The sequence below is a fragment of the Dolichospermum planctonicum genome (assembly GCF_005402965.1).
GTDB lineage: Bacteria > Cyanobacteriota > Cyanobacteriia > Cyanobacteriales > Nostocaceae > Dolichospermum > Dolichospermum planctonicum.
In genome coordinates, this window is sequence record NZ_BJCF01000001.1 from 44,607 (window position 1) to 66,312 (window position 21,706).

Sequence of the window (21,706 nt, forward strand, 5' to 3'; positions counted from 1 at the left end):
TAATTGGGGGATGCGATCGTTGTGTCATGGTGTACGTTTATGAGTGAATTATCTTTAAAAGTCCATGCTTTCTGGGATGAAGAGGCTCAAGTCTGGACTGCCTCTAGTGAAGATGTACCCGGTTTAATAACAGAAGCTAGTTCTTTAGAATATCTAGAGCAGAAGCTCATGATTATGGTTCCAGAGCTTTTAGAACTGAATCAAGTGATCTCAGGTGATTCAGGTCAAGAAATTTCAATCGATATCATTAGTCAACGGATTAGTAAAATCCTAGTGAATGTGTGATATGGCAAAATCATTTACTCCTGAACTTAAGAAAATCCTTTTGCCTTAGCCACTGTTTATCAAGTAGATTATTTGTTAACATGGAACTGTAAACATATTGCTAACGCACAAATCCAGAAAAAACTCTCATAAATTAGTATTCAATCTGGATATGAACTACCAACAATTTGTACACCTTATGAACTTATGGGAGATTAACTATGTAGAAAGATGAAGTATTAGAAGAAATTTACAAAATTCGAGAAGAACACGCTAAATCTTTTAATTATGATTTGCATGAAATTTGTCAAGATTTAAGGAAAAAACAGGTAGCTAAAAACAGAAAAATTATTACTCAACCTCTTATCAAATCACTATCCTAAACTAAGTTTTGGTATTGAGGGGGCGATAGCGCAAGCGCTGACTTGTCAGTTCGCTGTTTGGGATGTGGAGGTGCGATCGCTGCTATAATACAAACAGTTACTCTTTTTTGGAAAAAACACTATGGAATTAGTCACCTTAAATCAATCAGGACATCTGCAAATTCCTGAAATTATTAGACAACAGTTAGGTTTAAATAATGAATCCAAACTATCATTATAAGTTCAAGACGGAAAACTAATTTTAAAACCCATCAAAGAAGAACCATCACTTTACTATGAAGGTCATGTATTAGTCTCGGATGTGGAATTATTAACAGATGCTAATTCAATAATTGAAGAACTCAAAAATGAAAGAATGAATCAAGTAATTTCATGGTCAAAATATTATTTGATACATCAGTTTTAGTTGCGGCTATTTTAGTTAAACATCCTCATCATTTTCCTTGTTGGTCATGGCTAGAAAAGGTGAAAACCTCACTTGAAGGATTTATAATTACTCATACCTTAGCCGAATTGTTCTCAGTTATATCTTCTTTTCCTTCTCAACCTCGTTTTTCACCTCAAATCACTCAGAGGCTTATTCAGGAAAATCTCAAAGAATTTCAGATTATTTCTTTAACTGAAGATGATTATTATCAAGCTACAGAAAATATGGTCAATTTAGGGTTGACGGGAGGAGCAATTTATGATAGTTTAATCGCTTATTCTGCTTTAAAAATAGAAGCGGATAAAATCTTAACTCTTAATGGGAAACATTTTCTCCGTCTTGGCGATTCCATTGCTGAGTTAGTAGAAGTTCCATCATATAAATAGCTGGTTTAAACTCAAAATTCACAATATCTAGCTATAGTAAATTATAGAGGTTGATCGCATTTGGGGATGTGGAAATGGGATCGCTGTTTGGGGGATGTGGGAAGGGCGATAGCGCAAGCGCTGCTGCAAGCAGTTCGCTTTTTAGTAAATACTGGAAGTGCGTAAGCGTTGCGCTACTGCAAGCAGTTCGCTGTTGGGGATCTGGAATGGCGATAGCGTTGCGCGACCTAGGAATCGCTTTTTTTGGATGTGGAAAGTGCGTTAGCGAAGCTTACCGTAGGTATTGCTTTTTGGGATATTGGGAGAGCGATAGCGAAGTGCGACCTAGAAATCGCTTTTTAGAGGGTTTGGGTTAAAAACTTAGGATATAATGATTGAAGATTCAAAAGAAGAGCTTAATTATGAATTACCAAGACATTATTACCATTGAATCAGGAAAACGCAGTGGAAAACCCTGTATTCGGGGAATGCGTATAACCGTGTACGATATTTTGGAATATCTAGCAGGTGGTATGACAGAAGCAGAAATTCTCGAAGATTTTTCAGAACTGACATCTGAAGATATTAGAGCCTGTCTATCTTTTGCTGCTGATCGAGAGAAAAAGTTATTTGTCGCTGCACTATGAAACTGCTATTAGATGAAAATCTGTCAGATCGGATTATTAATAAAATTATTGATCTATATCCCGATTCAGCACACGTTAAGACTTTAGCACTGATAAATACTGATGATGCAATTATATGGGAATATGCTAAAGCGAATAGTTTTGTGATTGTTTCCAAAGACTCTGATTTTCATCAACGTAGTTTACTTTATGGTCATCCGCCTAAGTTTATTTTTCTTCGTATTGGTAATAGTCCTACATCAAAAATTGTGCAGATTTTGACAGATAATTTTGTCACAATCATTCAGTTTGACAGCAGTGAAACAGAAAGTATTTTGGTCTTAACCTAACTTGGAGTACGATCGCCAATCTTATCGGGAGATGTGGGAGTGCGATAGCGAAGCTTACCTAAGGTATCGCTTTTGGGGTGTGGGGGGCGATAGCGAGGCGCTGCTGCAAGCAGTTCGCTTTTTGGGATGTGGAAGGTGCGATCGATACGACAGACTACGGCTATGCACTGAATAGGGAAAGTTTTGGAAGTTAATACGAATCGCTTTTTGGGGGATGTGGGAGGTGCGTAAGCGTTGCGCTGCTGCAAGCAGTTCGCTTTTTGGTGGGTTAGCAGGAGTCTTACCACCTATTTGCCAGCAGTATCCTTTGAGAAATCAGGGATCTATCTATGGTAAAATCTATTTTGTGTGCTTATTGGTGACAAATATGGCGCTGTGTATTTGAACGAGATCCAAAATTTACCTAAAAACTATACACCACAGGACTTTTAACTCTGTTCTCTGTTGCCTATTCTCAGCTATAGATTTTTTCTCTATTCTCTCTTTATTTATGAATCAAAATGTTATTAATACTTTACATCAACAGGGTTTAGATCATTATCGTAGGAGTAATTATCAACAAGCAATTGCTAGTTTTGATGCAGCTTTAGCATTATCTGCTAATTTTTCCATGGCGTATATTAATCGTGGTAATATCTTTCATATTTTAGGTAATTATGAAAAAGCGATCGCTGATTATAACCAAGCTATAAACATCAATCCTAATTTTGCTCAAGCTTACCATAATCGTGGCAATAGTTATTATGCTTTGCAAAAATACCAAAATGCTATTAATGATTATAATCGTTCTCTAGAAATTAATCCCAATTTTGCTACAGCTTACTACAATCGCGGTTTAATTTATGCTCATCTCCAAAATTATCACCAAGCAATTAAGGATTTTAATCAAGCATTAACAATAGTTCCTGATGATATTCAAGTTTACTATCAACGGGGTTTAATTTATGGCAATCTAGGGGATTATCACCAAGCAATTAGCGATTATAATCAAGCATTACAAATTAATCCTGATTTAGATATAGTATATGCTTTTCGAGCTAATGCACATCACCAATTAGGAAATTATGAAAATGCAATTACTGACTATAATCAATCATTACAAATTAATCCCCTTTTAGCTACAGCTTACTATGGACGGGGAACGGTGCGGGAAGCTATGCAGGATTTTGTCGGTGCTGTTGCAGATTATACTCAATCAATATCAATCACCCCAGAATTTGCTCCAGCATATTGCAAACGAGGTGACGCTCACAAGTTTTTAGGTAATATACAAGCAGCAATTAAAGACTATAACCAGGCTTTAACAATAGATTCTGACTTTTTAGCCGCCTATTATCACAGAGGAAATATTCGTTATACAGTCAAAGATTTTAATGGTGCAATCAGTGATTTTACTGAGGCTTTACGATTGTATCCCCAATCCGCTGTATTCTATAGCGATCGCGCTAATGCCCGTTATGCTCTGAATGACTATAAAAAAGCCATATCTGATTATACCCAAGCAATCAGTATTAACCCTAATTTAGCTGAAGACTGGTTTAATCGTGGTCGCAGTTACTTTCTTTTAGGAGAATTAAAAGCAGCATTAACAGATTTAACCCAAGCAATACATTTACAACCACGTTATCCCCTAGCCTATTTAGTCAGAGCGGATATACATAGACAACTGGGGAATCAGTTAAACGCCATTACGGATTTCCGCAAATCCGCTGATCTTTATTACCAGTCAGGAAATATACAATATTATCAGGAGCTTACCAAGCTGATTTCCAGAATTTCCGAGGTGGGTTAACAATAGCGTCACCCACCACACCATGTTACCAATACACATTACTCTATCGTAGATTTAACTTCTCGATAGCGTTCCTGAAGATCCTGAATCGTAAATAAAGCCTGAAATTGCAACCCAGCAGACTCATATAACTCCCCACCCCCTTGCAATCTATCTATCAGTGAAATTACCATATTTACAGTATAACCTGCTGCCTGTAATCGTTCCACGGCTTTGAGTGCAGATTGTCCAGTTGTTACCACATCTTCCAAAACTACGACTTTCGCACCCTGGGGTAAACTCGGACCTTCAATGTAAGCCATTGTACCGTGTCCCTTGGCTTCCTTGCGAATAATTAAAGCTGGTATTGGTCTATTTTCATAAACAGAGACTACACTCACTGCTGATACAATAGGATCAGCCCCTAAAGTTAAACCAGCTACAGCCTGAGTATCTTCAGGTAAGATATGTAGCAATAATCTTGCCATGGCTAAAGCACCCTGGGGATGAAGTGTTACTTGTTTCCCGTTAATATAGTAAGAACTACGTTGTCCAGAAGAGAGAACAAAATCACCCTCTTGATAAGCAAGCTGACAAAATAAATCTAGTAGCTGATGACGGAGAATAGTTAAATCAGTATTAACCGCCCAAATATTTGAGTTATTGTGGGTTTGAGTGGAATAAGACATTATAAACCATGAAAAGTTGTGTGAAACCAAACCTAAAACTCAACAGAGTTTTCAAATTAAGCATAAATTAAGACTTAACTCAAGCAAGCATAGACTTTTATGGTTAGCCTTGCAAATAAAATGAGCGCGGAGGGACTTGAACCCCCGACCCACAGGACCGGAACCTGTTGCTCTATCCACTGAGCCACGCGCCCTTGCATATACATTCAACACTATAACATACTTTTTGAATTTGGTGAAAATTAAATTCTTAGTCATTTTGTATGTTAAATTTTATACTTAAATTCAACTCTAAAATCTTTTTCACCATATAATTTAGTATCGTAATAATTTAGTATCGTAAGCGATCGCACTTTATTTTTTAGCACAAGTTGGTAAAATCAAAATATGAGTAAAAACATAGTTGTTGGATCTAGCAGTGCGAAGCCGTCAAATCCCTTATTTCCTGTTTATTTTGACTTTAGTTATCATAATTTGCTTTAGTAATTTCTGGCATAAATTACCAAATTTTCCTTGTAAAAATGACGGATTTATGATTAGTGAAAGTACAAAATATTATATTCATCCTAAGAAAGTTGTGGTTCGTCCTTGGTTAGGTCAACATCATGTATATGCTGTGTTTATGCTACCAAATAATTATTCACATGATCCTTTAATTAAAGTTAATTTACCATTCAATCAAACCTTCTGTGGAGTTGTAGCAAATCGTAGTCAAACTATAGCTGGAATTAATGCTAAACCGGGACATTATTTAGTAAAAGCATATTTACAAACACGCACTGCAATTAAGTTTATTCTCACAGGTAAAATCAATGATCTCAAAGAAGTAAAAAATTGGCAATTAGGTTATGGTCAAAAAGAGAATTAATAACCCTTTGGAGAACCATCACCGCGAGGATCGGCCGCTGCTTCTAGGGTATCATCTTCTGTAACTGTGATGGCATTTGCATTACCCCAAGGTCGAGTTTCCCTGATTTTATGTCCCCGTCGGCGTAAGTCTTCAGCGGTTAACGCATCTAAACCCCATGCTTCCACTCGCAATTCATCTGGTAGCCATTGGTGATGTATGCGGGGGACCGAAATCGCTGTACCAACATCCATTTTGGATTCTAAAACATTCAAAATTATTTGCAATACTTGGGTAATAATGGTACTACCACCTGGCGCTCCGACAGCCATTCGCAAGCGATTATTTTCGGTGATAATGGTGGGTGTCATACTAGAAAGGGGCGTTTTTTTGGGTGCTATACTATTAGCTTCCTTACCCACTAAACCAAAGGCGTTTGGTACTCCTGGTGCAACTGCAAAATCATCCATTTCATTATTTAAAACTATTCCTGTTCCGGGTGTGACAATTCCCGCACCAAAACCTAAGTTAATTGTGAAGGTTAAACTGACGGCGTTTCTATCTGCGTCCACTACATTTAAATGACTGGTTTCTGTTGATTCATGAAATTTTGAAGTTTTCAGTCCAGGTTTAATTTCTGTTGATGGTCTTGCCATTTTCATGTTAATTTCTTGACGACGTTTTTGGGCATAAGCTGGGCTAATAAGTTGAGAAATTGGAACTTTAACAAAATCAGGATCACCTAAATATTCGGCGCGATCGCTATAGGCAATTTTCATTATTTCTATGATTAAATGTATAGCATCGGGGTGATGCCATCCCCAAGACTTTAAGTCTGTGTCACCGATCATATTTAACATTTGTAATAAGTTAACTCCTCCAGATGATGGTGGGGGCATAGAACAGATTTTACTTTTACGAAAGTTACCACATACAGGATTGCGCCAGATTGCTTGATATTGTTTTAAATCTTCAATAGTAATTAAACCGCCATTCTTCTTCATGTCTGAGGCTATTGTTTCAGCAATTTTTCCCCTGTAGAAACTTTGAGGATTTTCAGAAATTGCTTCTAAAGTTTTAGCTAAATCAGTTTGAATTAATTTTTCTCCTGGTTGATAATATTCACCATTACGAGTAAATATTTTTTTAGCTGCGGGGTTTTTTAGTATTGCTTGTTTACGGTTTTCGTAAGCTGCTGAAGAACGCCAAGCAACCCTATCACTAATTATAAAACCATTTTTAGCCAGTGCAATTCCAGGTTTCATAACCTCTCGCCAAGGTAACTTACCAGAACGACGATGAACTTCATACATACCCGCTACAGTCCCCGGTGTTGCTACTGCTAAATAACCAGTAATACTCGCGCCGGGTCGCACTTTTCCCTCAGCATCTAAATACATATTTTTAGTAGCTTTAATGGGTGCGCGTTCTCGAAAATCTAAAGCTTTAATTTCCCCGGTTTTTTGAGAATGAAAAAGTAAGAAACCACCGCCACCAATACCAGCAGAAAAAGGTTCAACTACTGAAATAGCGAAGGTTGTAGCTACTGCTGCATCTACGGCATTTCCGCCTTTTTTTAACATTAAAAGTCCAGCTTCACTGGCCAGAGAATTTGCAGAAACTACCATTCCCCTTTTACTACGGAGGGGCAGGGTGATGGTAGCTGATACGGCTTGACTGGTGAGGATAGCAGCAAAGAAGATAAAGGAGATGATTAGGTGTTTTGTTTTGGTAATCATGGGCATTTTTAGCGTAAATTAAAGCGTGCAAAAACTAGTTAAATGATAAAATACTATTTATTCATCACCATTGGCAAGACTTAGATTATGAACTCATTTGAACGGATAACTATTGAAGGATATCGTCGCTTGTTTAATGTACAAGTTGATATGCGTGATCGTCCTCTGACAGTCATGATTGGTGCTAATGGTGTGGGTAAAACTTCTTTGTTAGAAATTTTTTCACTTTTAGCAGCATCAGCAAATGCTCAATTAGCAAACAAAATTTCTGAATTAGGTGGACTACCTGATATTATTACCCGTGATAGAGCCAATAGTATAACTATTTCTTTGTCTATGAGCGTACCAGGGTATGCACCACTTGATTACCAACTGGAAGTTGCACTAAAAGGTTTCACCTATGAAATTGCATTAGAAACACTAACTGAAAATAATCCCTTGGTTTTAGAACCATTCAAGCATATTAATTCACTTGGATTGGATGTGAAGTATTTTAGTACAGAAGATCAAAAATTATTACGTCCAAATTGGGATCATAATCCCTTGGAAACTTCTCTTGCTCAAGTTCCCAAAATGTATCAAGAACCTGAGAATCTACGTAAAAGATTAGCATCATGTACATTTTACGGTGCATTGAATGTTGCTCCTAAAAGTCCAGTTCGTTTACCACAATCAATGCGTCCTACAAGCCTACCTGGTGCTAATGGTGAAGATCTAGTTTCCTGTCTTTATTATTTACGAGAAACTGACCCAGAACGATTTGAAATTATTGAAGATACTCTAACTGCTGCTTTTCCAGATTTTGAAAGATTGGGTTTTCCTCCCGTAGCAGCAGGAACTATCACAATGACATGGAAAGATAAGAATTTTTCTAAACCTATTTATATGCACCAATTATCAGAGGGAACTTTGCGGTTTATTTGGTTAATAACATTATTGCAAAGTCCAGGTTTAACTGCTGTTACTCTTATAGATGAACCAGAAGTTAGTTTACACCCAGAATTATTAAGATTACTGGCTGATATGATGCGGGAAGCATCACAAAAAACTCAGCTAATTGTGGCCACTCATTCCGATAGATTAATTAGATTTTTGAAACCTGAAGAAGTGTTAGTTTGTGATGCTGAAGATGGTCTAACTACTATGAGATGGGGTGATAGTTTTAATTTAGAACATTGGCTAGAAGAATATAGTTTAGATCAAGTTTGGGCAATGAATTTAATGGGAGGTCGTCCATGAAAATAGCAATTTTAGTTGAGGGTGCAACGGAAACAGCATTTAAGCAAGTTTTATTAGGTTTTCTCATATTACGGTTACAAAAAATACCCAAACTCAAGTTTATTCCCCATGATGGACGCATTCCCAAAGGAGATAAACTCAAGCGTATTGTAGAAAACTTGTTGGTTAAAGATGATTTTGATGCGGTAATTGCTTTAACTGATGTTTATACAGGAACTAATGATTTTCAAGATGGGGCAGATGCTAAAGCAAAAATGAGAGAATGGGTAGGGAATAATCCTAATTTTTATCCTCATGTAGCCCAGTATGATTTTGAAGCTTGGTTATTACCTTATTGGTCAAGAATTAAGGATTTAGCAAAATCTAACAAGTCATCACCAGCAGGTTTACCAGAAAAGGTAAATCATGGAAATCCACCATCTTATAGAATTAAAGAAATATTTGAAACAGGTAAATGCAAACGCAGTTACAATAAAATTCGTGATGCTGCGAGAATTTTAAAAGGGCAAGATTTGATGGTTTCCATTAATCAATGTCCTGAATTAAAGGCGTTTATTAATACTATTCTTGAGTTATGTAAGGTTGATTTAATTCCATAAATCAGAAAATCATATTATTAAATAAACAAGACCAACAGGTTTTTATTGAACCATGACTTAACCCACATCAACCCAATTTAAAATTAAGAAATGCTGCTAAAGTCTATCAGCAATTTTATTCTGATTAAATCAACATTCCCGCAATTCCAGCAGTGATAAAACCCGCCAATAATCCGCCAATCATTGTTTTTACACCCATACGTGCTAAGTCTTTTTGACGGTTTGGTGCGATTCCTGTCATCCCACCAATGGTAATTCCTATTGAGCCAATATTGGCGAAATTACATAAGGCATAAGTAGCAATAATTATTGAACGTTGAGAAATTTCCTGTTTTTTAATCAGTTCTCCCAAATCCAAATAGGCGATAAATTCATTTAAAATCGTCTTTTTACCTAATAACACCCCAACTTGTCCACAGTCAGCCCAAGTTATCCCCATTAACCAGGCTACAGGAGACATGATAAAAGACAACATCCATTCCAGTGATAATTGCGGATAACCAGAGAATTTTCCCAACCAACCTAAACCAGCATTAACAGCGGCCAATAAACTTAAAAAAGCAATAATTATTACTCCCACATTCACCGCTAATTTTATGCCGTCAATTGCCCCAGAAGTCGCTGCGTCAATCACATTAACATAATTACTTTTGATATCTATATCAACTTTTCCAGTAGTGTCCGAAACTTCTGTTTCTGGATACATAATTTTTGATACTATCAAAGAAACAGGAGAAGTCATAAAAAAAGCTGCAATTAAATGTTCTGGGGGAATGCCAAAAGATAAATAAGCACCTAATACCCCACCAGCAATAGTAGCAAAACCACCAGTCATAACGGCGTGTAATTCAGATTGAGTCATATTTGCTACATAAGGCTTGACCATAAGTGCCGCTTCTGTAGGTCCTAAAAAAATATTTCCTGCACAAGACAAAGATTCAGAACCCGATGTTTTCATGGTTTTCATCATTACCCATGCTAAACTGTTGACAACTCTTTGCAAAATACCATAGTGGTAAAGAACACTAATAAATGATGAGAAAAAGATGATTGTTGGCAGAATTTGAAAAGCAAAAAAATGATCTTTGAAATTTTCACCAAAGACAAATTTTGCCCCAACATCAGAAAAAGCTAAAAAATTAGCAACCATATTTCCTAAAGATTTAAATAAATTCAAACCCCAAGGAGTTTTGAGAATTACTAAAGCTAAAACAAATTCTAATCCTAACCCCCAAGCAACGGTCCGCCAACGCACAGCATTACGGTTAACAGAAAGGGCATAGGATATGGTGATAAAAATGCAGATTCCCAGGGACGAAATAACACGCTCCATATTCGGTATTTTAATATTTTCGTGGACAAAATGTGGACAAGATTCAGATTGTTTACCAACGGTAGGAGAACCTAATTGAGTTTCTATATTTAAACCTTTTGCACCTCCTAAAGATGCCATTTTTATAGCTTGACATAGCTTGACGAGGTGTAATCTAGTTTTGATAATCTGGTTCTGTAATATTATACAAAATCGTACCAAAAATGCGAAGCGTTTCCTAGTCTAATGAGGTACAAAATTATCTGTGTTTATCTGTGTTTATCTGTGTTTAATTCTAACTTCTTGTACATCACTTGCGTTGTATTTGTTTTGATGTATATATAAATATTTATATATGAATTGTCTACATATATTTATGGTAAAGAATAAATATAGTATACGTATAGTATATTTATAGCTGTAGCCACTTTAATTTATTAAAATACTTAACATTAATTTACATTTATTTATTAGGAATTTTTTTATTAGTTGTGCTAGGCTGAACAACAGCAATTATTGCTAATATTTCTTAAATAGGAGAAGAACTTTCTAGGAAATTAATTTTTAACGAGCCTTCTCCATTAGGTTTGTCACCCTACTGATATTTGCCGTTTCAGCTAGGGTGTTAGGTTTTGCAGCATAGAGTTGTAAACTTAATTGATATAAATAATCAATTGAGTTATAGCTATTTTGCTTAAATTTATTGAATGTAATTCTCATTAACAGCAAATAAAAGGAGCTAATTAACGCTATGAGTTTTAATTTGAACTTAAACCCTGTAAGTGACTATGGCTTAATGCCAAATACCAATGAGTTGATGTTTTACGGTAATGGTAATGATTTAATTACTAGTTTCAGTAATACTCAAGCAACAATTGTTGCCGGAGAAGGGAACAATATCATTAATAGTGCAGCAGGTAACGATATAATCTATGCTGGAGCGGGTCAAGACTTCATCAACGCCGGCAATGGTAATAACACCATTTTTACTGGTGGAGGTGTTAACAATGTTCTTACTGGTAATGGTAATGATACCATTTATGCTGGTGATAATAATGATATCATTTATACAGGCAATGGTAACGATATCATTTATACAGGTAATGGTAATAACATTATTAATGCAGGTACGGGCAATGATCGGATTGTCCTAGGCATTGGTCAAGATAAAATCATTCTTGAAGGTGGTAACGGCTCTGTCACGGTGTTTGGGTTTAATATCAACAGCGATAAGGTGAGTTTGGGAGAAAGCTTACTGGGCAAGTCATTACAATTTGTTACTCAAGGTTCAGATACCTTAGTCAAAACTGGTACTGATCTACTGGCGACCCTTAAGGGTGTAGCTAGGAGTTCCCAAGCCTTGTTAAATAAAATACCTCTATACAGGTATAATGTTACTGATTTGGGTTCTTTAAGTACAAATACTAACGGTACAGTGGTAGCCGCCTCCATTAACGACTTTGGGCAAATTGCTGGGCGATATGATACTGGTGCAACGTTTATCAACCAGAACGCCACAACAAATGTTACTCAAACAAATAATGTCCGCCAAGGATTCATTTGGGAAAATGGCTCTCAAACTGCCTTGACTAATACAGGTATAAAAAACGGACAGTCTGATTTTGGCGCCGCCAATGGCGCAACTGTCACTTTGCTGACAACCAATGTTAATACAATTGGCAATTCTGGAATTATTTTGGGAACGGCAGACGAAGTGCGTCAACCCATACCTAAAGCAACAGATCGAGCATTAGTTTGGCAAAAGAATGGTAATAATTACAACTTAACTATCAATGACTTTGGTGGTCTTGAAAGTTACTTATTCGATGCGAACAACTTAAACCAGGTTGTGGGGCGTAATATCCTGTCCTCAGGTCAGGATAAAGCTATTTACTCAGAAAATGGACTGATCCAAGAACTGACAACTTTAGGAGGTGATGGTGGTACTGCACGCGGTATTAATAATAAGGGGCAGATAGTTGGCTACGTAGACAGCGATGACACTCTCAATGATCAGTTTGTGAATACGGCCGTGATTTGGCAAAAAAATACTAGTGGTACTTATACAATGCAAAACCTGGGCACTTTTGGCGCAGAAAAAGCCACTTTACGGGATATCAATGATGCAGGTCATATCATTGGCTCAACCAGTAATGGTTCGGGAGCAACTGCAACGAGTGACGCATTTTTACTGAGAGACGGGAATTTCACAGACCTGGGTAGCCTTGGTGGTAACACTGGTTCAGCTAACGGAATCAATGAATTTGGACAAGTGATTGGAGCTTCCCAACTAGCTTCAGGTATAAACCATGCTTATGTTTGGAATGGCGGCGTGATGAGCGATTTGAATAATTTAATCACTACACCATTAACCTATAACGGTGCAACTGTCACCCTGAATAATGCTGTTAGCATTAATAATTTTGGGGATATTGTTGCAACTGGTACTTATACCTATACTAATAATGAGGGGCAAGCTCAAACGGGAACTCGTTCCTATTTACTGAAAGCGACTTGGTAAAGGATAGGTCATAATTGAATCAGTGAGGTATTTTATGACCTCACTGACCACTTCCTCAAACTTGTGATATTTTTATATTTATGATTTTTTTCTGTAGGGTTATTCGCTAGGTGCAAGATGCGAGTTAACCTAATTTCAAGCTATAAATTAAACAACGATAAGAACTGGCATTTATGAATCTACCCCTTCGGAAATTAGGAGTTCTACCAAATGCTTGGGAAGTAAATCAAACATTTGCGGATATTACCCGTCCCGAAAAGACCCCGCAACCAGTTGTTTTAGCAACAGAAACTAAAACTCTACGCTGCGATTTATCCAAAGCTGCTATCATTGTCATTGATATGCAGAACGATTTTTGTCATCCTGATGGTTGGTTAGCACACATTGGTGTAGATGTCACCCCTGCCCAGCAACCGATTGCACCCCTGCAACAATTATTACCACAAATTCGGGCTGCTGGTGTACCTGTAATTTGGTTAAATTGGGGAAATCGTCACGATTTATTGAATATCAGCGCCGGGTTACTGCACGTATACAACCCCACAGGGGACGGTGTAGGATTAGGTGATGCTTTGCCCAGCAATGGTGCTAAGGTACTAATGAAGGGAAGTTGGTCTGCTGCGGTAGTGGCCGAATTGGAACAACTACCAGAAGATATCCAGGTTGATAAATATCGCATGAGTGGATTTTGGGATACTCCTTTAGATAGTATTTTACGAAATTTGGGTATAACTACAATCTTCTTTGCTGGTGTAAATGCTGATCAGTGTGTTTTATCAACTTTGTCTGATGCCAATTTTTTAGGATATGATTGTATTTTAGTTAAAGATTGTACTGCAACAACTTCACCGGAATATTGTTGGTTAGCAACTTTATATAATGTTCAACAATGTTTCGGTTTTGTCACTGATTCTTCGGCAATTTTGACAGCAATTAATAATTAAGAATATGTACACTACTCGTTGTGTAATTCCAGTCATTAAATCTCCTCAAGATTATCAAGCATATCGTATTAGTCCCCATGACTCTAACCGATTAGCAATTATCTTTGATTCCACAAGCGCTAATACTTCTTTAACTTGTTGTGTGGAAATTTTTGACGTGGGTGGAAAAACACCACCAAACCGTCATGAATGGGCGGTAGAAATGTTTTTTATTCTCAAAGGAGAAGGAATTGTAATTTGTGATGGTAAAAAGGTAAATATCAAGGCTGGAGATAGTTTGTTAGTTCCACCTACAGGGACTCATTTGATTAGAAATACTGGTAAAAATCGTCTCTACGCATTGACAATTATGGTTCCTAATGAGAATTTTTCGGAACTAATTCGCAGTGGGATTCCTGTAGAATTAGATGCTGAAGATATGACTGTTTTAGGAAGATTGGATTCTTTAAAATTTTTCTAGTATTTTTATAGTTTTGGGCGATTTGAGGGTGTAACAACAAAGGTTTTTGCTGATGTTTTGTTACACTCTCAAGTTTAACTTTTTATCGGAAGACTAACCGAGAGAAATAAGACAGAGAAATCAAATGTCGTAGGCATATCCCCACTGAATTTTGCGGTGGTAAAGATAGTTTAGATAATTATCTATATAAACAAGCATCTCAGGATCTCAAAAAAAGAGTTGCAACTGTATTTGTTTTGATTGATGAGCCTGGTTCTCATGTTTTAGCTTACATAGAGAAGCTAATAGCAAGTTTTACTATTAAATAAACAATGCCGGAGAAACATTAAAAAATTCTCCTAAAGTTTTTGCTTGAGCTTTACTAATTGCTCTTTTCCTATTCACAACCTCAGAAACTACACCTTTAGAACCAATAACTCCTACTAAATCAGATTGTTTAATTCCCCTAGCATCCATTAAATGTTCTAACATTGCATGGGGAGATGATGTTTCAATAGGGTAGGTTTAGTTTCAAATTCTTCAATGAGAGTGACTAACAATTGTAGGATAGCAGTTTGTTCGGGTGTACGCTGTTGATCAGCCATTAATTTTTCCACAGTTTCTAATGCTTGATCATATTCTGCTTCGGTGGTGATAACTTTGGGTTGATATTCTACTAATAATTGACTGTAGGTGGTTTTATCTAAGGAAATAGTCATGGTTAACTCCTGTTAAAAGAAAGGATCATTTTTCCATATACCCGACTTCTGAGTATTAATTCATGGTTTGATGAACAAAGGACACAACGGTAATAGAGGTTAAGGGAAGATTGGCGATCGCCAATCTTGTAGATTGATAGGTTGCGCCTATTTTAAGGTCATTATCCTTACCTAATTATTGAAAATTTGCACACTTATAATTCTGAAAATAGTTTTTCCCAATCAACTGTATCCGGTCTATTTCCTTGATTTACTATTTCAAAAACTTTGTTAACAGCACTTTGATGAAATAAACTTTCTACACAAGCTGCGGCTACGTCAATACGACTAGAATCACCTGTAATTATATCCCCTGTTTTGAACACAACGTTTAATTTACCTGCGGTTGTAGCTTTGAGTAAAGTATTGAGATCATAGGATGTATAGGGTCCATCAATTAAACGTCCAGGACGAATGATAGTATAAGGTATTCCTGAATTAATAATTGCTTGTTCTCCTTTTTCTTTAGCATCAAGTACACCAAAAAGATTGAGAATATTAAAAGGAAATTGATGTTTGCGAAGAATACCACAGGAGGAAACAAAGACGAAGCGATTTAAGTTTTTTGGTGCGGATGATATCAGATTTGTTACACCTTGATTATCAACTTTAGTAGGGGTATTTTTAGCTTTATCTTCTAAAAATAGAGGATTGAATAGAGTAATTCCTAATTCAATAATGTTGGGATTTTGATTAAATTCCCATCTGGAAGAAGGAAAAGCGGTAGTTCCTGTACAACAAATAATAGAAGTAATATTTGTCATGGCTGCTGTTAAGCTGTCGGGTTCACGAATATCACCAATCGCAATTTCTACTTGATCATTAAACATTTTGTTGGCTTTTTCTGCATTCCTGGTGAGAATGCGAATGGGTAAGCCTTTTTCTAAAAGTTTACTAACTACGAGTTGTCCGACTCCACCGGTAGAACCGACAACTAAAATGAGATCTTTACTGCTGTTCATACTTTTATTAAGCAATGCTATTTAATCTACAATAATTTTGACTCTAATAGTTTACCATGACTGGAATCTTTTTTGAATAATTCGCCTCACGCCAAGACCCAAAGGTAAGGATTTTACTGTTGACTCCTGTTTTATGTTAAAATTACAATTATCAGTAGCTAGGGAATGAAGATTTATGGTTAACAAAATTCGCCGAGTTTCCAAGATGATCAATAAGTCACACGATAAGGAGTTTTTTCACCAAGCAGGAACTCCACCAGGAACAATCATTGTTGATGAAAATGCTGAACAACCCATTATTTTTTTAATTGACTATAACCAAACTGATCTGATTCGCAAACAAATAAGTTATCCAGAAGAGTGTCTTAACTATTTGGATACAGAATCCGTTTCTTGGGTGGATGTTCAAGGTTTAGGGAATAAAGATATTTTACACCGTTTAGGTCAATCTTTTGATTTACATCCTCTGGTTTTAGAAGATATTGTGAACATGATAGAACGTCCAAAAATTGAGGATTATGAAGATCAATTAGTGATTATTGCCCACATGGTTGTACCTAATAACAATAATGGCAGTTTTTATAGTGAACAAGTAAGTTTAGTTTTAGGGAAATATTATGTATTAACAGTGCAGGAAGAACCTGAACATGATTGTTTTGATGGAGTGAGGATGAGAATTGATAAAGGTAAAGGGATCATTCGTAGACAAGGTAGCGATTATTTAGCTTATTCTTTATTAGATGCCATTATTGATGGATTTTTCCCGGTTTTAGAACTTTATGGTGAACGCATTGATGAGTTAGAGGAAGAAGTAATAGTTAATCCTAATCAAAAAACATTGCAAAAAATATATCAAGTTAGGCGGGAATTATTACAGCTTCGCCGCGCAATTTGGCCTCAAAGAGACGCAATTAATTCTTTAATTAGAGACGGTAGTGAATTAATTAGTGATGATGTGAGAATTTATCTGCGAGACTGTTATGATCATGCAGTCCAAGTTATGGATATAGTGGAAACTTATCGGGAATTAGTAGCTGGATTAATGGATGTCTATTTATCAGCAATTAGTAATAAAATGAATGAAATTATGAAACTACTAACGGTGGTTTCTTCGATTTTTATTCCCTTGACTTTTATTGCAGGGGTATATGGGATGAATTTTAATACCGAAAAATCTCCCCACAATATGCCTGAATTAAATTGGTATTGGGGCTACCCCCTGTGTTTGGGAGCAATGGCGTTAGTTGCGATAAGTTTACTATACTTTTTTTGGCGCCGGGGTTGGTTGACTAATTCCGTTAATTTCCAAAAAGACTTTCACCGCTAGATTTGATAAAAATCCATAAAACTTAATAAAATAGAGACGTTTTAGGGAACATCTCTAAGTAGTGAATGGAATTAAATAACGGGTGCGGCTGTAAATATGAACCACAACAACAAAGCTAACATCAAGACACCGATTTTAACCAGCAGGTATGTATAAGCATGAGGGATAAGAAAATCTTGGGTCGTCATACTCCACCTCTACTTACTAGCGGTTAACTAGTTATTTATTAAATCTATTTTCTTACACTCCCATTATTGCCTAAAAATGGGTGAGAAACAGACTTGAGTTATGTTTCGTTAATATTTCTTAGCTTTATTTTTGATTGTCCTATGGCTTGATTAGCGGGATCTTGGGGTCATATTTTCTGATTCTAGGCTAGAGCGGGCTAGAAGCCCACCCATCTTCATATTTAATTATGCCTACCTATTTATCTATTTATGCGAATGGCACATCAATCAAAATGTTGCCCTCTTCGACGCGGAGGGGAAATACTGGCAGGGTTTTTTCTGGGGAAACCATTGAGAGTAATTTACCCACTACGGGTGGAAATGGACACCAGGTTTTGACTTCACCGTTACCCAAGTCAAAAGCACTACGATGAAAAGGGCAAACTATCGCCCCATTTTCGATTTTCCCGTTTTTTAAGGACATTTTTAAGTGCGGGCAGGTATTATCTACAGCATAAAACTGATTTTCGTGATTTAAAAGTAGGATTTGGCGATCGCCTACTTTTACTACTTCTCGCGCACCAGTAGCCAGTGCATTAGCAGCTAAAACTTGAGTCCAAGCCATGATCTTCTCCTGATTTTGTGATTTTATAAACCCCTTCTTAGTTTCTCGCAATTTTGCTCGGTGCGATCGCCAATCTTGATAATTTAGATTTCCACAAACTCGATAGTTTCTACAAAGTCCAAAATAGTTTTCTTAATTTTCTCAGCTTCTTCCTTCACCGAACCGAGCGTTTCACTATTTAAAAAGCTGCGTTGGCTACTAACTACATACAAACATTCACTATTGACAAAGGACAATAATCCTCTATAGGCATCTAATCTTATGCCATGACCGTTAGTTTCCTGTTGAGAAATAGTTGAACCTTTGGGGATATTTACTAATACATAGTAATATCTTTTTAAAGGATCTTGCCAATATTCTCTATGCTTAACTTCAGCATCTGGTACATTAGAAATAATCGTCTCGGGCAGATATTCATTAACAATAATTTCATGAAGATAGGTTTCATGTCCTTGAGTTCTGATCTCCTTAATCTGTTCTAGAGACAGAGGATAATAATCAATTCTCAATAAAGTTCCCATATCATCCGAAAAACTCACCATTCCTTCTTCTGTTTGAATTTTTCCTCCCTGTTCAAAATCCAGAGGAATAGGAACTGTAAAATTTCCCAAAGGTGACTGATAAAATTGTTCACCAGATTCATTGAATATTATTGATTCAAATTCTTCATCATATTCTTCCTCATCTCCTGTTTGAACTGCGGCAATTACCTCTTGAATAATTTCTTCTGCTTCTTCATCTTCCAATTCTAAAGCTATTTGTAGTTGTTTAAGATAAGTTTTTTTATCAGCAGGAATCATCAAATCTTCAGCATCTAAAAGCATAATCACCCCAGCCGCAAAACCATCTAATACTACCTCCTCAGAAATAGCAGCATTAGCAGCATTAAATAAAGATCCTAATCCAGCATCTTCGGCTAGTTCTATCAGTGTATCCACGGTTTCTAACATTTGTTCTTCTGAGTATTCATCAAAAATCTCAAATTCCCAGAGAATATCAGCTATAATTTCCCCATTTATATCTTCAATGCCTAAATCAACTGCTGTGGTAATTACAGCAATTGCTACTACCGCTTCTTCTGGATTCAATGATGCTGCTATTTTCTCTTTTGATTTGAAAATATAGTCATACTTTGTCATAATGTCTAGCTCCTCAATTAATCTGCTGTTTGTACTTAATTACCTGGTTGGGAAATCCGGGTTTCAATATCTTCTAATGTTCGTAATAATAGACTATTTGCCTGTAATTGCCAACCCCATTTTTGAATTTTAAAAGCTGCTACAGTTCCCCCTATAGCTGCTAGTAAGCCCATGGGTTGATTCAGAGAAATCCCCAACAGCAAACCCAAACCAGCAATTCCCCAAAATGGTAAGGCCACCACTTGTCTTTGCTCCTCTACAATTTCTGCAATTTTGCTAGATGGCATTGTACCTAATAACGCAGCTTTTAGTTGCCGTTGTTCTGCTAATGATAACGATAAACTAATCCGACGGCGGAGTTTTTCCATTTTACGGGCATCAGTGCTATACTCCGTTAGTTCATCTTCTGCCATTTTTAACCATCGTTCTAATTGTGACATAGTAGATTAAATTTTATTGCTGGGCTACAGCTATTATTCTACATTTGAACTCAAATACCAAGGGATGATAAGGAAAAACTTGTTTACTACAATAGCACTTTTTCTCCAGGAAAGAGATTTATCATAGCGGTTCTTCCGCAAACTTGACAAATTTAAAAACATCCTCTAAGTATAATGGTATTGAACTACTGCTATTTCAAAAACCGCCAAAATCACAAATAACATGAACAAAACTTGGTTTCGATTGGGAATTATCGGCATATTTATCTTTTCATTCAGCCTACGTTTTTGGGGATTAAGCCGATTTAATACTTTAGTATTTGATGAAGTGTACTTTGCCAAATTTGGTAATAACTATCTGACCCACACACCATTTTTTAATGCTCACCCTCCCCTCAGTCAATATTTGATTGGCTTGGGTATTTGGATTAGTAATCATATTCCCATAAGCCGAGAACCTGCTGTAAATAGTCTCACAGGTTCTTTATTATCCCCTGGGAGTTATCGCTGGCTAAATGCTCTGACAGGTTCATTTATTCCCGTAGTCGTGACTTTATTAACTTATCAAGTAAGTTATCGTTATCGTTTGGCCTTATTGGCAGGATTCTTTACAGCTTGTGACGGATTATTTTTAGTAGAATCTCGTTATGCTTTAAGTAATATATATATAGTTATTTTTGGTTTACTAGGACAATGGTTATTATTATTAGCATTGCAGAAGCAAAAACAAAAACGTTGGTTTTGGTTGCTGCTTTCGGGGATAAGTTTTGGTGCTTGCGTGGGAACTAAATGGAATGGTTTGTGGTTTCTTGGAGGTGCTTATAGTTTATGGATAGCAGTTTGGATAATTCACTACTTACAGTCTTTTGATTCTACATCTCGTACCCCCTTATTTCCTTATTTACACTTTTTTCGCACCTCCCATAATTCCCAGATTCTTACTAGAAAAACACCATTACAAAACCTGAAAGAAATAAATATTTGGCAGATGTTTTCCTATTTAGGAATTATTCCCGCAGTCGTTTATAGTTTGATTTGGATTCCTCATCTCCAACTTGATCAAAGATATGGATTTATTGAAGTCCATAAACAAATTTTACAATTTCATCTGCAATTAGGTGGTAATAGTCCTAGCGTTCATCCTTATTGTGCTGCATGGTATAAATGGCCATTATTAACCCGGCCAATGGCTTATTATTATCAAACTGCTCAAAGTATTCATGATCCCTTACCTGTATTTGGACCACCTTTACCTGATGGTACTGGTAAGATAATTTATGATGTTCATGCTATGGGTAATCCATTTTTATGGTGGTTTGGTTTAGCTGCTATGATATTTTTAATTGGTATGGTGATGATCAACATGACTATGCCAGGAATAGAAAAAAAGCTAGTATTTATCCCGAAAAATCTCAGCATTGATACTTGGATTGGTCTATTTCTAATTATAAATTATGGAGCTAATTTGCTCCCTTGGGTAAAGGTAACAAGATGTACTTTTATCTATCATTATATGTGTGCCGTAATCTTTACATTCATAGCCATTGCTTGGTTTGTAGATCAATGTTTACTGAGTTATTATCGCACATTGCGGTTTTTAGGTGTAACTATAACTTTTATAATTGTAGTTGCTTTCATTTTCTGGATACCTATTTATCTAGGTTTACCCCTCTCTCCTGATGATTATAGAATGCGGATGTGGTTTAATTCTTGGATTTGATAGAAATACCTAATATGAATTTGCGTGCGGTCTTGCGGTCAATTATTCTGGCA

Annotated in this window: 23 protein-coding genes, 1 tRNA gene and 1 pseudogene; 14 read left to right on the plus strand and 11 right to left on the minus strand. The window is 36.4% G+C overall.

The window, feature by feature from the left end; all coding sequences use genetic code 11:
• The first annotated feature begins 39 nt into the window (after nucleotides 1–39).
• The 5 genes and pseudogenes from FFO06_RS00210 to FFO06_RS00235 all read left to right on the plus strand — a co-directional run bounded on the left by FFO06_RS00210 (nucleotide 40) and on the right by FFO06_RS00235 (nucleotide 2,415).
• Entirely contained in the window at nucleotides 40–285 is a 246-nt protein-coding gene (locus FFO06_RS00210; protein ID WP_137906236.1) for a DUF1902 domain-containing protein, read from the plus strand.
• Between the two features lie 42 nt (nucleotides 286–327).
• Nucleotides 328–483, plus strand: a pseudogene (locus tag FFO06_RS21745) (type II toxin-antitoxin system VapC family toxin); the annotation flags it as partial.
• Nucleotides 484–1,019: 536 nt separating this feature from the next.
• A complete protein-coding gene (locus FFO06_RS00225) occupies nucleotides 1,020–1,460 on the plus strand; it encodes a type II toxin-antitoxin system VapC family toxin (protein WP_137906237.1) in 441 nt (146 codons plus the stop codon).
• A 401-nt stretch (nucleotides 1,461–1,861) separates the two neighbouring features.
• Nucleotides 1,862–2,086, plus strand: coding sequence for a DUF433 domain-containing protein (locus tag FFO06_RS00230; protein WP_137906238.1), 225 nt, complete (start codon nucleotides 1,862–1,864; stop codon nucleotides 2,084–2,086).
• Nucleotides 2,083–2,415, plus strand: a complete 333-nt coding sequence (locus FFO06_RS00235; RefSeq protein WP_137906239.1) for a DUF5615 family PIN-like protein — start codon at nucleotides 2,083–2,085, stop codon at nucleotides 2,413–2,415. The genes FFO06_RS00230 and FFO06_RS00235 overlap by 4 nt, the downstream gene beginning before the upstream one ends.
• Here FFO06_RS00235 and FFO06_RS00240 read toward each other — a convergent pair.
• Complete coding sequence (locus tag FFO06_RS00240) at nucleotides 2,412–2,663, minus strand: hypothetical protein (RefSeq protein WP_137906240.1); 252 nt, start codon at nucleotides 2,661–2,663, stop codon at nucleotides 2,412–2,414. The genes FFO06_RS00235 and FFO06_RS00240 overlap by 4 nt on opposite strands.
• A gap of 242 nt (nucleotides 2,664–2,905) precedes the next feature.
• Here FFO06_RS00240 and FFO06_RS00245 point away from each other — a divergent pair, with 242 nt between their 5' ends.
• The gene (locus FFO06_RS00245) at nucleotides 2,906–4,207 is read left to right on the plus strand and encodes a tetratricopeptide repeat protein (RefSeq protein ID WP_137906241.1); all 1,302 of its coding nucleotides are present in this window, start codon (nucleotides 2,906–2,908) and stop codon (nucleotides 4,205–4,207) included.
• 38 nt (nucleotides 4,208–4,245) lie between these two features.
• Here the strand turns inward: FFO06_RS00245 and pyrE are convergent, their stop codons facing one another.
• Both pyrE and FFO06_RS00255 read right to left on the minus strand, forming a co-directional pair.
• Nucleotides 4,246–4,875, minus strand: coding sequence for an orotate phosphoribosyltransferase (gene pyrE / locus FFO06_RS00250; RefSeq protein WP_137906242.1), 630 nt, complete (start codon nucleotides 4,873–4,875; stop codon nucleotides 4,246–4,248).
• Between the two features lie 121 nt (nucleotides 4,876–4,996).
• Nucleotides 4,997–5,069: transfer RNA gene (locus FFO06_RS00255), tRNA-Arg, on the minus strand.
• A 338-nt stretch (nucleotides 5,070–5,407) separates the two neighbouring features.
• On the opposite strand from FFO06_RS00255, the gene FFO06_RS00260 reads away from it, so the two are divergent.
• Nucleotides 5,408–5,743 carry a hypothetical protein gene (locus tag FFO06_RS00260; protein ID WP_228036413.1) on the plus strand — a complete coding sequence of 112 codons (336 nt, stop codon included), beginning with the start codon at nucleotides 5,408–5,410 and terminating at the stop codon, nucleotides 5,741–5,743.
• Here the strand turns inward: FFO06_RS00260 and ggt are convergent.
• Nucleotides 5,740–7,461 (minus strand): gamma-glutamyltransferase, encoded by a 1,722-nt coding sequence (ggt, locus tag FFO06_RS00265; protein ID WP_370743407.1) that lies wholly within the window; start codon nucleotides 7,459–7,461, stop codon nucleotides 5,740–5,742. The genes FFO06_RS00260 and ggt overlap by 4 nt on opposite strands.
• A gap of 87 nt (nucleotides 7,462–7,548) precedes the next feature.
• On the opposite strand from ggt, the gene FFO06_RS00270 reads away from it, so the two are divergent.
• Both FFO06_RS00270 and FFO06_RS00275 read left to right on the plus strand, forming a co-directional pair.
• The gene (locus FFO06_RS00270; protein ID WP_137906244.1) at nucleotides 7,549–8,700 is read left to right on the plus strand and encodes an AAA family ATPase; all 1,152 of its coding nucleotides are present in this window, start codon (nucleotides 7,549–7,551) and stop codon (nucleotides 8,698–8,700) included.
• The gene (locus tag FFO06_RS00275; RefSeq protein ID WP_137906245.1) at nucleotides 8,697–9,299 is read left to right on the plus strand and encodes a DUF4276 family protein; all 603 of its coding nucleotides are present in this window, start codon (nucleotides 8,697–8,699) and stop codon (nucleotides 9,297–9,299) included. The genes FFO06_RS00270 and FFO06_RS00275 overlap by 4 nt, the downstream gene beginning before the upstream one ends.
• 124 nt (nucleotides 9,300–9,423) lie before the next feature.
• Here the strand turns inward: FFO06_RS00275 and FFO06_RS00280 are convergent, their stop codons facing one another.
• The gene (locus tag FFO06_RS00280; RefSeq protein ID WP_137906373.1) at nucleotides 9,424–10,632 is read right to left on the minus strand and encodes a NupC/NupG family nucleoside CNT transporter; all 1,209 of its coding nucleotides are present in this window, start codon (nucleotides 10,630–10,632) and stop codon (nucleotides 9,424–9,426) included.
• 730 nt (nucleotides 10,633–11,362) lie between these two features.
• On the opposite strand from FFO06_RS00280, the gene FFO06_RS00285 reads away from it, so the two are divergent.
• The 3 genes from FFO06_RS00285 to FFO06_RS00295 all read left to right on the plus strand — a co-directional run bounded on the left by FFO06_RS00285 (nucleotide 11,363) and on the right by FFO06_RS00295 (nucleotide 14,536).
• Nucleotides 11,363–13,132, plus strand: a complete 1,770-nt coding sequence (locus FFO06_RS00285) for a hypothetical protein (protein ID WP_137906246.1) — start codon at nucleotides 11,363–11,365, stop codon at nucleotides 13,130–13,132.
• A 173-nt stretch (nucleotides 13,133–13,305) separates the two neighbouring features.
• The gene (locus tag FFO06_RS00290) at nucleotides 13,306–14,076 is read left to right on the plus strand and encodes a cysteine hydrolase family protein (protein ID WP_137906247.1); all 771 of its coding nucleotides are present in this window, start codon (nucleotides 13,306–13,308) and stop codon (nucleotides 14,074–14,076) included.
• Between the two features lie 4 nt (nucleotides 14,077–14,080).
• Nucleotides 14,081–14,536 carry a cupin domain-containing protein gene (locus tag FFO06_RS00295; protein ID WP_137906248.1) on the plus strand — a complete coding sequence of 152 codons (456 nt, stop codon included), beginning with the start codon at nucleotides 14,081–14,083 and terminating at the stop codon, nucleotides 14,534–14,536.
• A 300-nt stretch (nucleotides 14,537–14,836) separates the two neighbouring features.
• Here the strand turns inward: FFO06_RS00295 and FFO06_RS22395 are convergent, their stop codons facing one another.
• From FFO06_RS22395 to FFO06_RS00305, 3 genes are all read right to left on the minus strand, one after another.
• A complete protein-coding gene (locus FFO06_RS22395; RefSeq protein WP_306420152.1) occupies nucleotides 14,837–15,007 on the minus strand; it encodes a helix-turn-helix domain-containing protein in 171 nt (56 codons plus the stop codon).
• The gene (locus FFO06_RS22400; protein WP_306420153.1) at nucleotides 15,001–15,234 is read right to left on the minus strand and encodes a hypothetical protein; all 234 of its coding nucleotides are present in this window, start codon (nucleotides 15,232–15,234) and stop codon (nucleotides 15,001–15,003) included. Before FFO06_RS22400 ends, FFO06_RS22395 begins: the two co-directional genes overlap by 7 nt.
• A 194-nt stretch (nucleotides 15,235–15,428) precedes the next feature.
• Nucleotides 15,429–16,235, minus strand: a complete 807-nt coding sequence (locus FFO06_RS00305) for an SDR family oxidoreductase (protein ID WP_137906249.1) — start codon at nucleotides 16,233–16,235, stop codon at nucleotides 15,429–15,431.
• 175 nt (nucleotides 16,236–16,410) lie between these two features.
• Between FFO06_RS00305 and corA the strand changes: the two genes are divergently transcribed.
• Complete coding sequence (gene corA, locus FFO06_RS00310; protein WP_137906250.1) at nucleotides 16,411–17,562, plus strand: magnesium/cobalt transporter CorA; 1,152 nt, start codon at nucleotides 16,411–16,413, stop codon at nucleotides 17,560–17,562.
• Nucleotides 17,563–17,997: 435 nt separating this feature from the next.
• Here corA and FFO06_RS00315 read toward each other — a convergent pair whose 3' ends face one another.
• The 3 genes from FFO06_RS00315 to FFO06_RS00325 all read right to left on the minus strand — a co-directional run bounded on the left by FFO06_RS00315 (nucleotide 17,998) and on the right by FFO06_RS00325 (nucleotide 19,933).
• Complete coding sequence (locus tag FFO06_RS00315; RefSeq protein ID WP_137906251.1) at nucleotides 17,998–18,354, minus strand: Rieske (2Fe-2S) protein; 357 nt, start codon at nucleotides 18,352–18,354, stop codon at nucleotides 17,998–18,000.
• Nucleotides 18,355–18,437: 83 nt separating this feature from the next.
• Complete coding sequence (locus FFO06_RS00320; protein ID WP_137906252.1) at nucleotides 18,438–19,493, minus strand: tellurite resistance TerB family protein; 1,056 nt, start codon at nucleotides 19,491–19,493, stop codon at nucleotides 18,438–18,440.
• A 35-nt stretch (nucleotides 19,494–19,528) separates the two neighbouring features.
• Nucleotides 19,529–19,933, minus strand: a complete 405-nt coding sequence (locus tag FFO06_RS00325; protein WP_137906253.1) for a hypothetical protein — start codon at nucleotides 19,931–19,933, stop codon at nucleotides 19,529–19,531.
• A 223-nt stretch (nucleotides 19,934–20,156) separates the two neighbouring features.
• Between FFO06_RS00325 and FFO06_RS00330 the strand changes: the two genes are divergently transcribed.
• The gene (locus FFO06_RS00330) at nucleotides 20,157–21,653 is read left to right on the plus strand and encodes a dolichyl-phosphate-mannose--protein mannosyltransferase (protein WP_137906254.1); all 1,497 of its coding nucleotides are present in this window, start codon (nucleotides 20,157–20,159) and stop codon (nucleotides 21,651–21,653) included.
• Nucleotides 21,654–21,706 lie beyond the last annotated feature (53 nt).

Coding starts and splice junctions, on each gene's coding strand:
- FFO06_RS00305 (WP_137906249.1), bottom strand. CDS start 16,235: ATGAACAGCAGTAAAGATCTCATTTTAGTTGTCGGTTCTACCGGTGGA.
- FFO06_RS00325 (WP_137906253.1), bottom strand. CDS start 19,933: ATGTCACAATTAGAACGATGGTTAAAAATGGCAGAAGATGAACTAACG.
- FFO06_RS00330 (WP_137906254.1), top strand. CDS start 20,157: ATGAACAAAACTTGGTTTCGATTGGGAATTATCGGCATATTTATCTTT.
- corA (WP_137906250.1), top strand. CDS start 16,411: ATGGTTAACAAAATTCGCCGAGTTTCCAAGATGATCAATAAGTCACAC.
- FFO06_RS22400 (WP_306420153.1), bottom strand. CDS start 15,234: ATGACTATTTCCTTAGATAAAACCACCTACAGTCAATTATTAGTAGAA.
- FFO06_RS22395 (WP_306420152.1), bottom strand. CDS start 15,007: ATGTTAGAACATTTAATGGATGCTAGGGGAATTAAACAATCTGATTTA.
- FFO06_RS00275 (WP_137906245.1), top strand. CDS start 8,697: ATGAAAATAGCAATTTTAGTTGAGGGTGCAACGGAAACAGCATTTAAG.
- FFO06_RS00245 (WP_137906241.1), top strand. CDS start 2,906: ATGAATCAAAATGTTATTAATACTTTACATCAACAGGGTTTAGATCAT.
- FFO06_RS00230 (WP_137906238.1), top strand. CDS start 1,862: ATGAATTACCAAGACATTATTACCATTGAATCAGGAAAACGCAGTGGA.
- FFO06_RS00320 (WP_137906252.1), bottom strand. CDS start 19,493: ATGACAAAGTATGACTATATTTTCAAATCAAAAGAGAAAATAGCAGCA.
- FFO06_RS00290 (WP_137906247.1), top strand. CDS start 13,306: ATGAATCTACCCCTTCGGAAATTAGGAGTTCTACCAAATGCTTGGGAA.
- FFO06_RS00235 (WP_137906239.1), top strand. CDS start 2,083: ATGAAACTGCTATTAGATGAAAATCTGTCAGATCGGATTATTAATAAA.
- FFO06_RS00285 (WP_137906246.1), top strand. CDS start 11,363: ATGAGTTTTAATTTGAACTTAAACCCTGTAAGTGACTATGGCTTAATG.
- FFO06_RS00295 (WP_137906248.1), top strand. CDS start 14,081: ATGTACACTACTCGTTGTGTAATTCCAGTCATTAAATCTCCTCAAGAT.
- pyrE (WP_137906242.1), bottom strand. CDS start 4,875: ATGTCTTATTCCACTCAAACCCACAATAACTCAAATATTTGGGCGGTT.
- FFO06_RS00225 (WP_137906237.1), top strand. CDS start 1,020: ATGGTCAAAATATTATTTGATACATCAGTTTTAGTTGCGGCTATTTTA.
- ggt (WP_370743407.1), bottom strand. CDS start 7,461: ATGATTACCAAAACAAAACACCTAATCATCTCCTTTATCTTCTTTGCT.
- FFO06_RS00260 (WP_228036413.1), top strand. CDS start 5,408: ATGATTAGTGAAAGTACAAAATATTATATTCATCCTAAGAAAGTTGTG.
- FFO06_RS00315 (WP_137906251.1), bottom strand. CDS start 18,354: ATGGCTTGGACTCAAGTTTTAGCTGCTAATGCACTGGCTACTGGTGCG.
- FFO06_RS00270 (WP_137906244.1), top strand. CDS start 7,549: ATGAACTCATTTGAACGGATAACTATTGAAGGATATCGTCGCTTGTTT.
- FFO06_RS00280 (WP_137906373.1), bottom strand. CDS start 10,632: ATGGAGCGTGTTATTTCGTCCCTGGGAATCTGCATTTTTATCACCATA.
- FFO06_RS00210 (WP_137906236.1), top strand. CDS start 40: ATGAGTGAATTATCTTTAAAAGTCCATGCTTTCTGGGATGAAGAGGCT.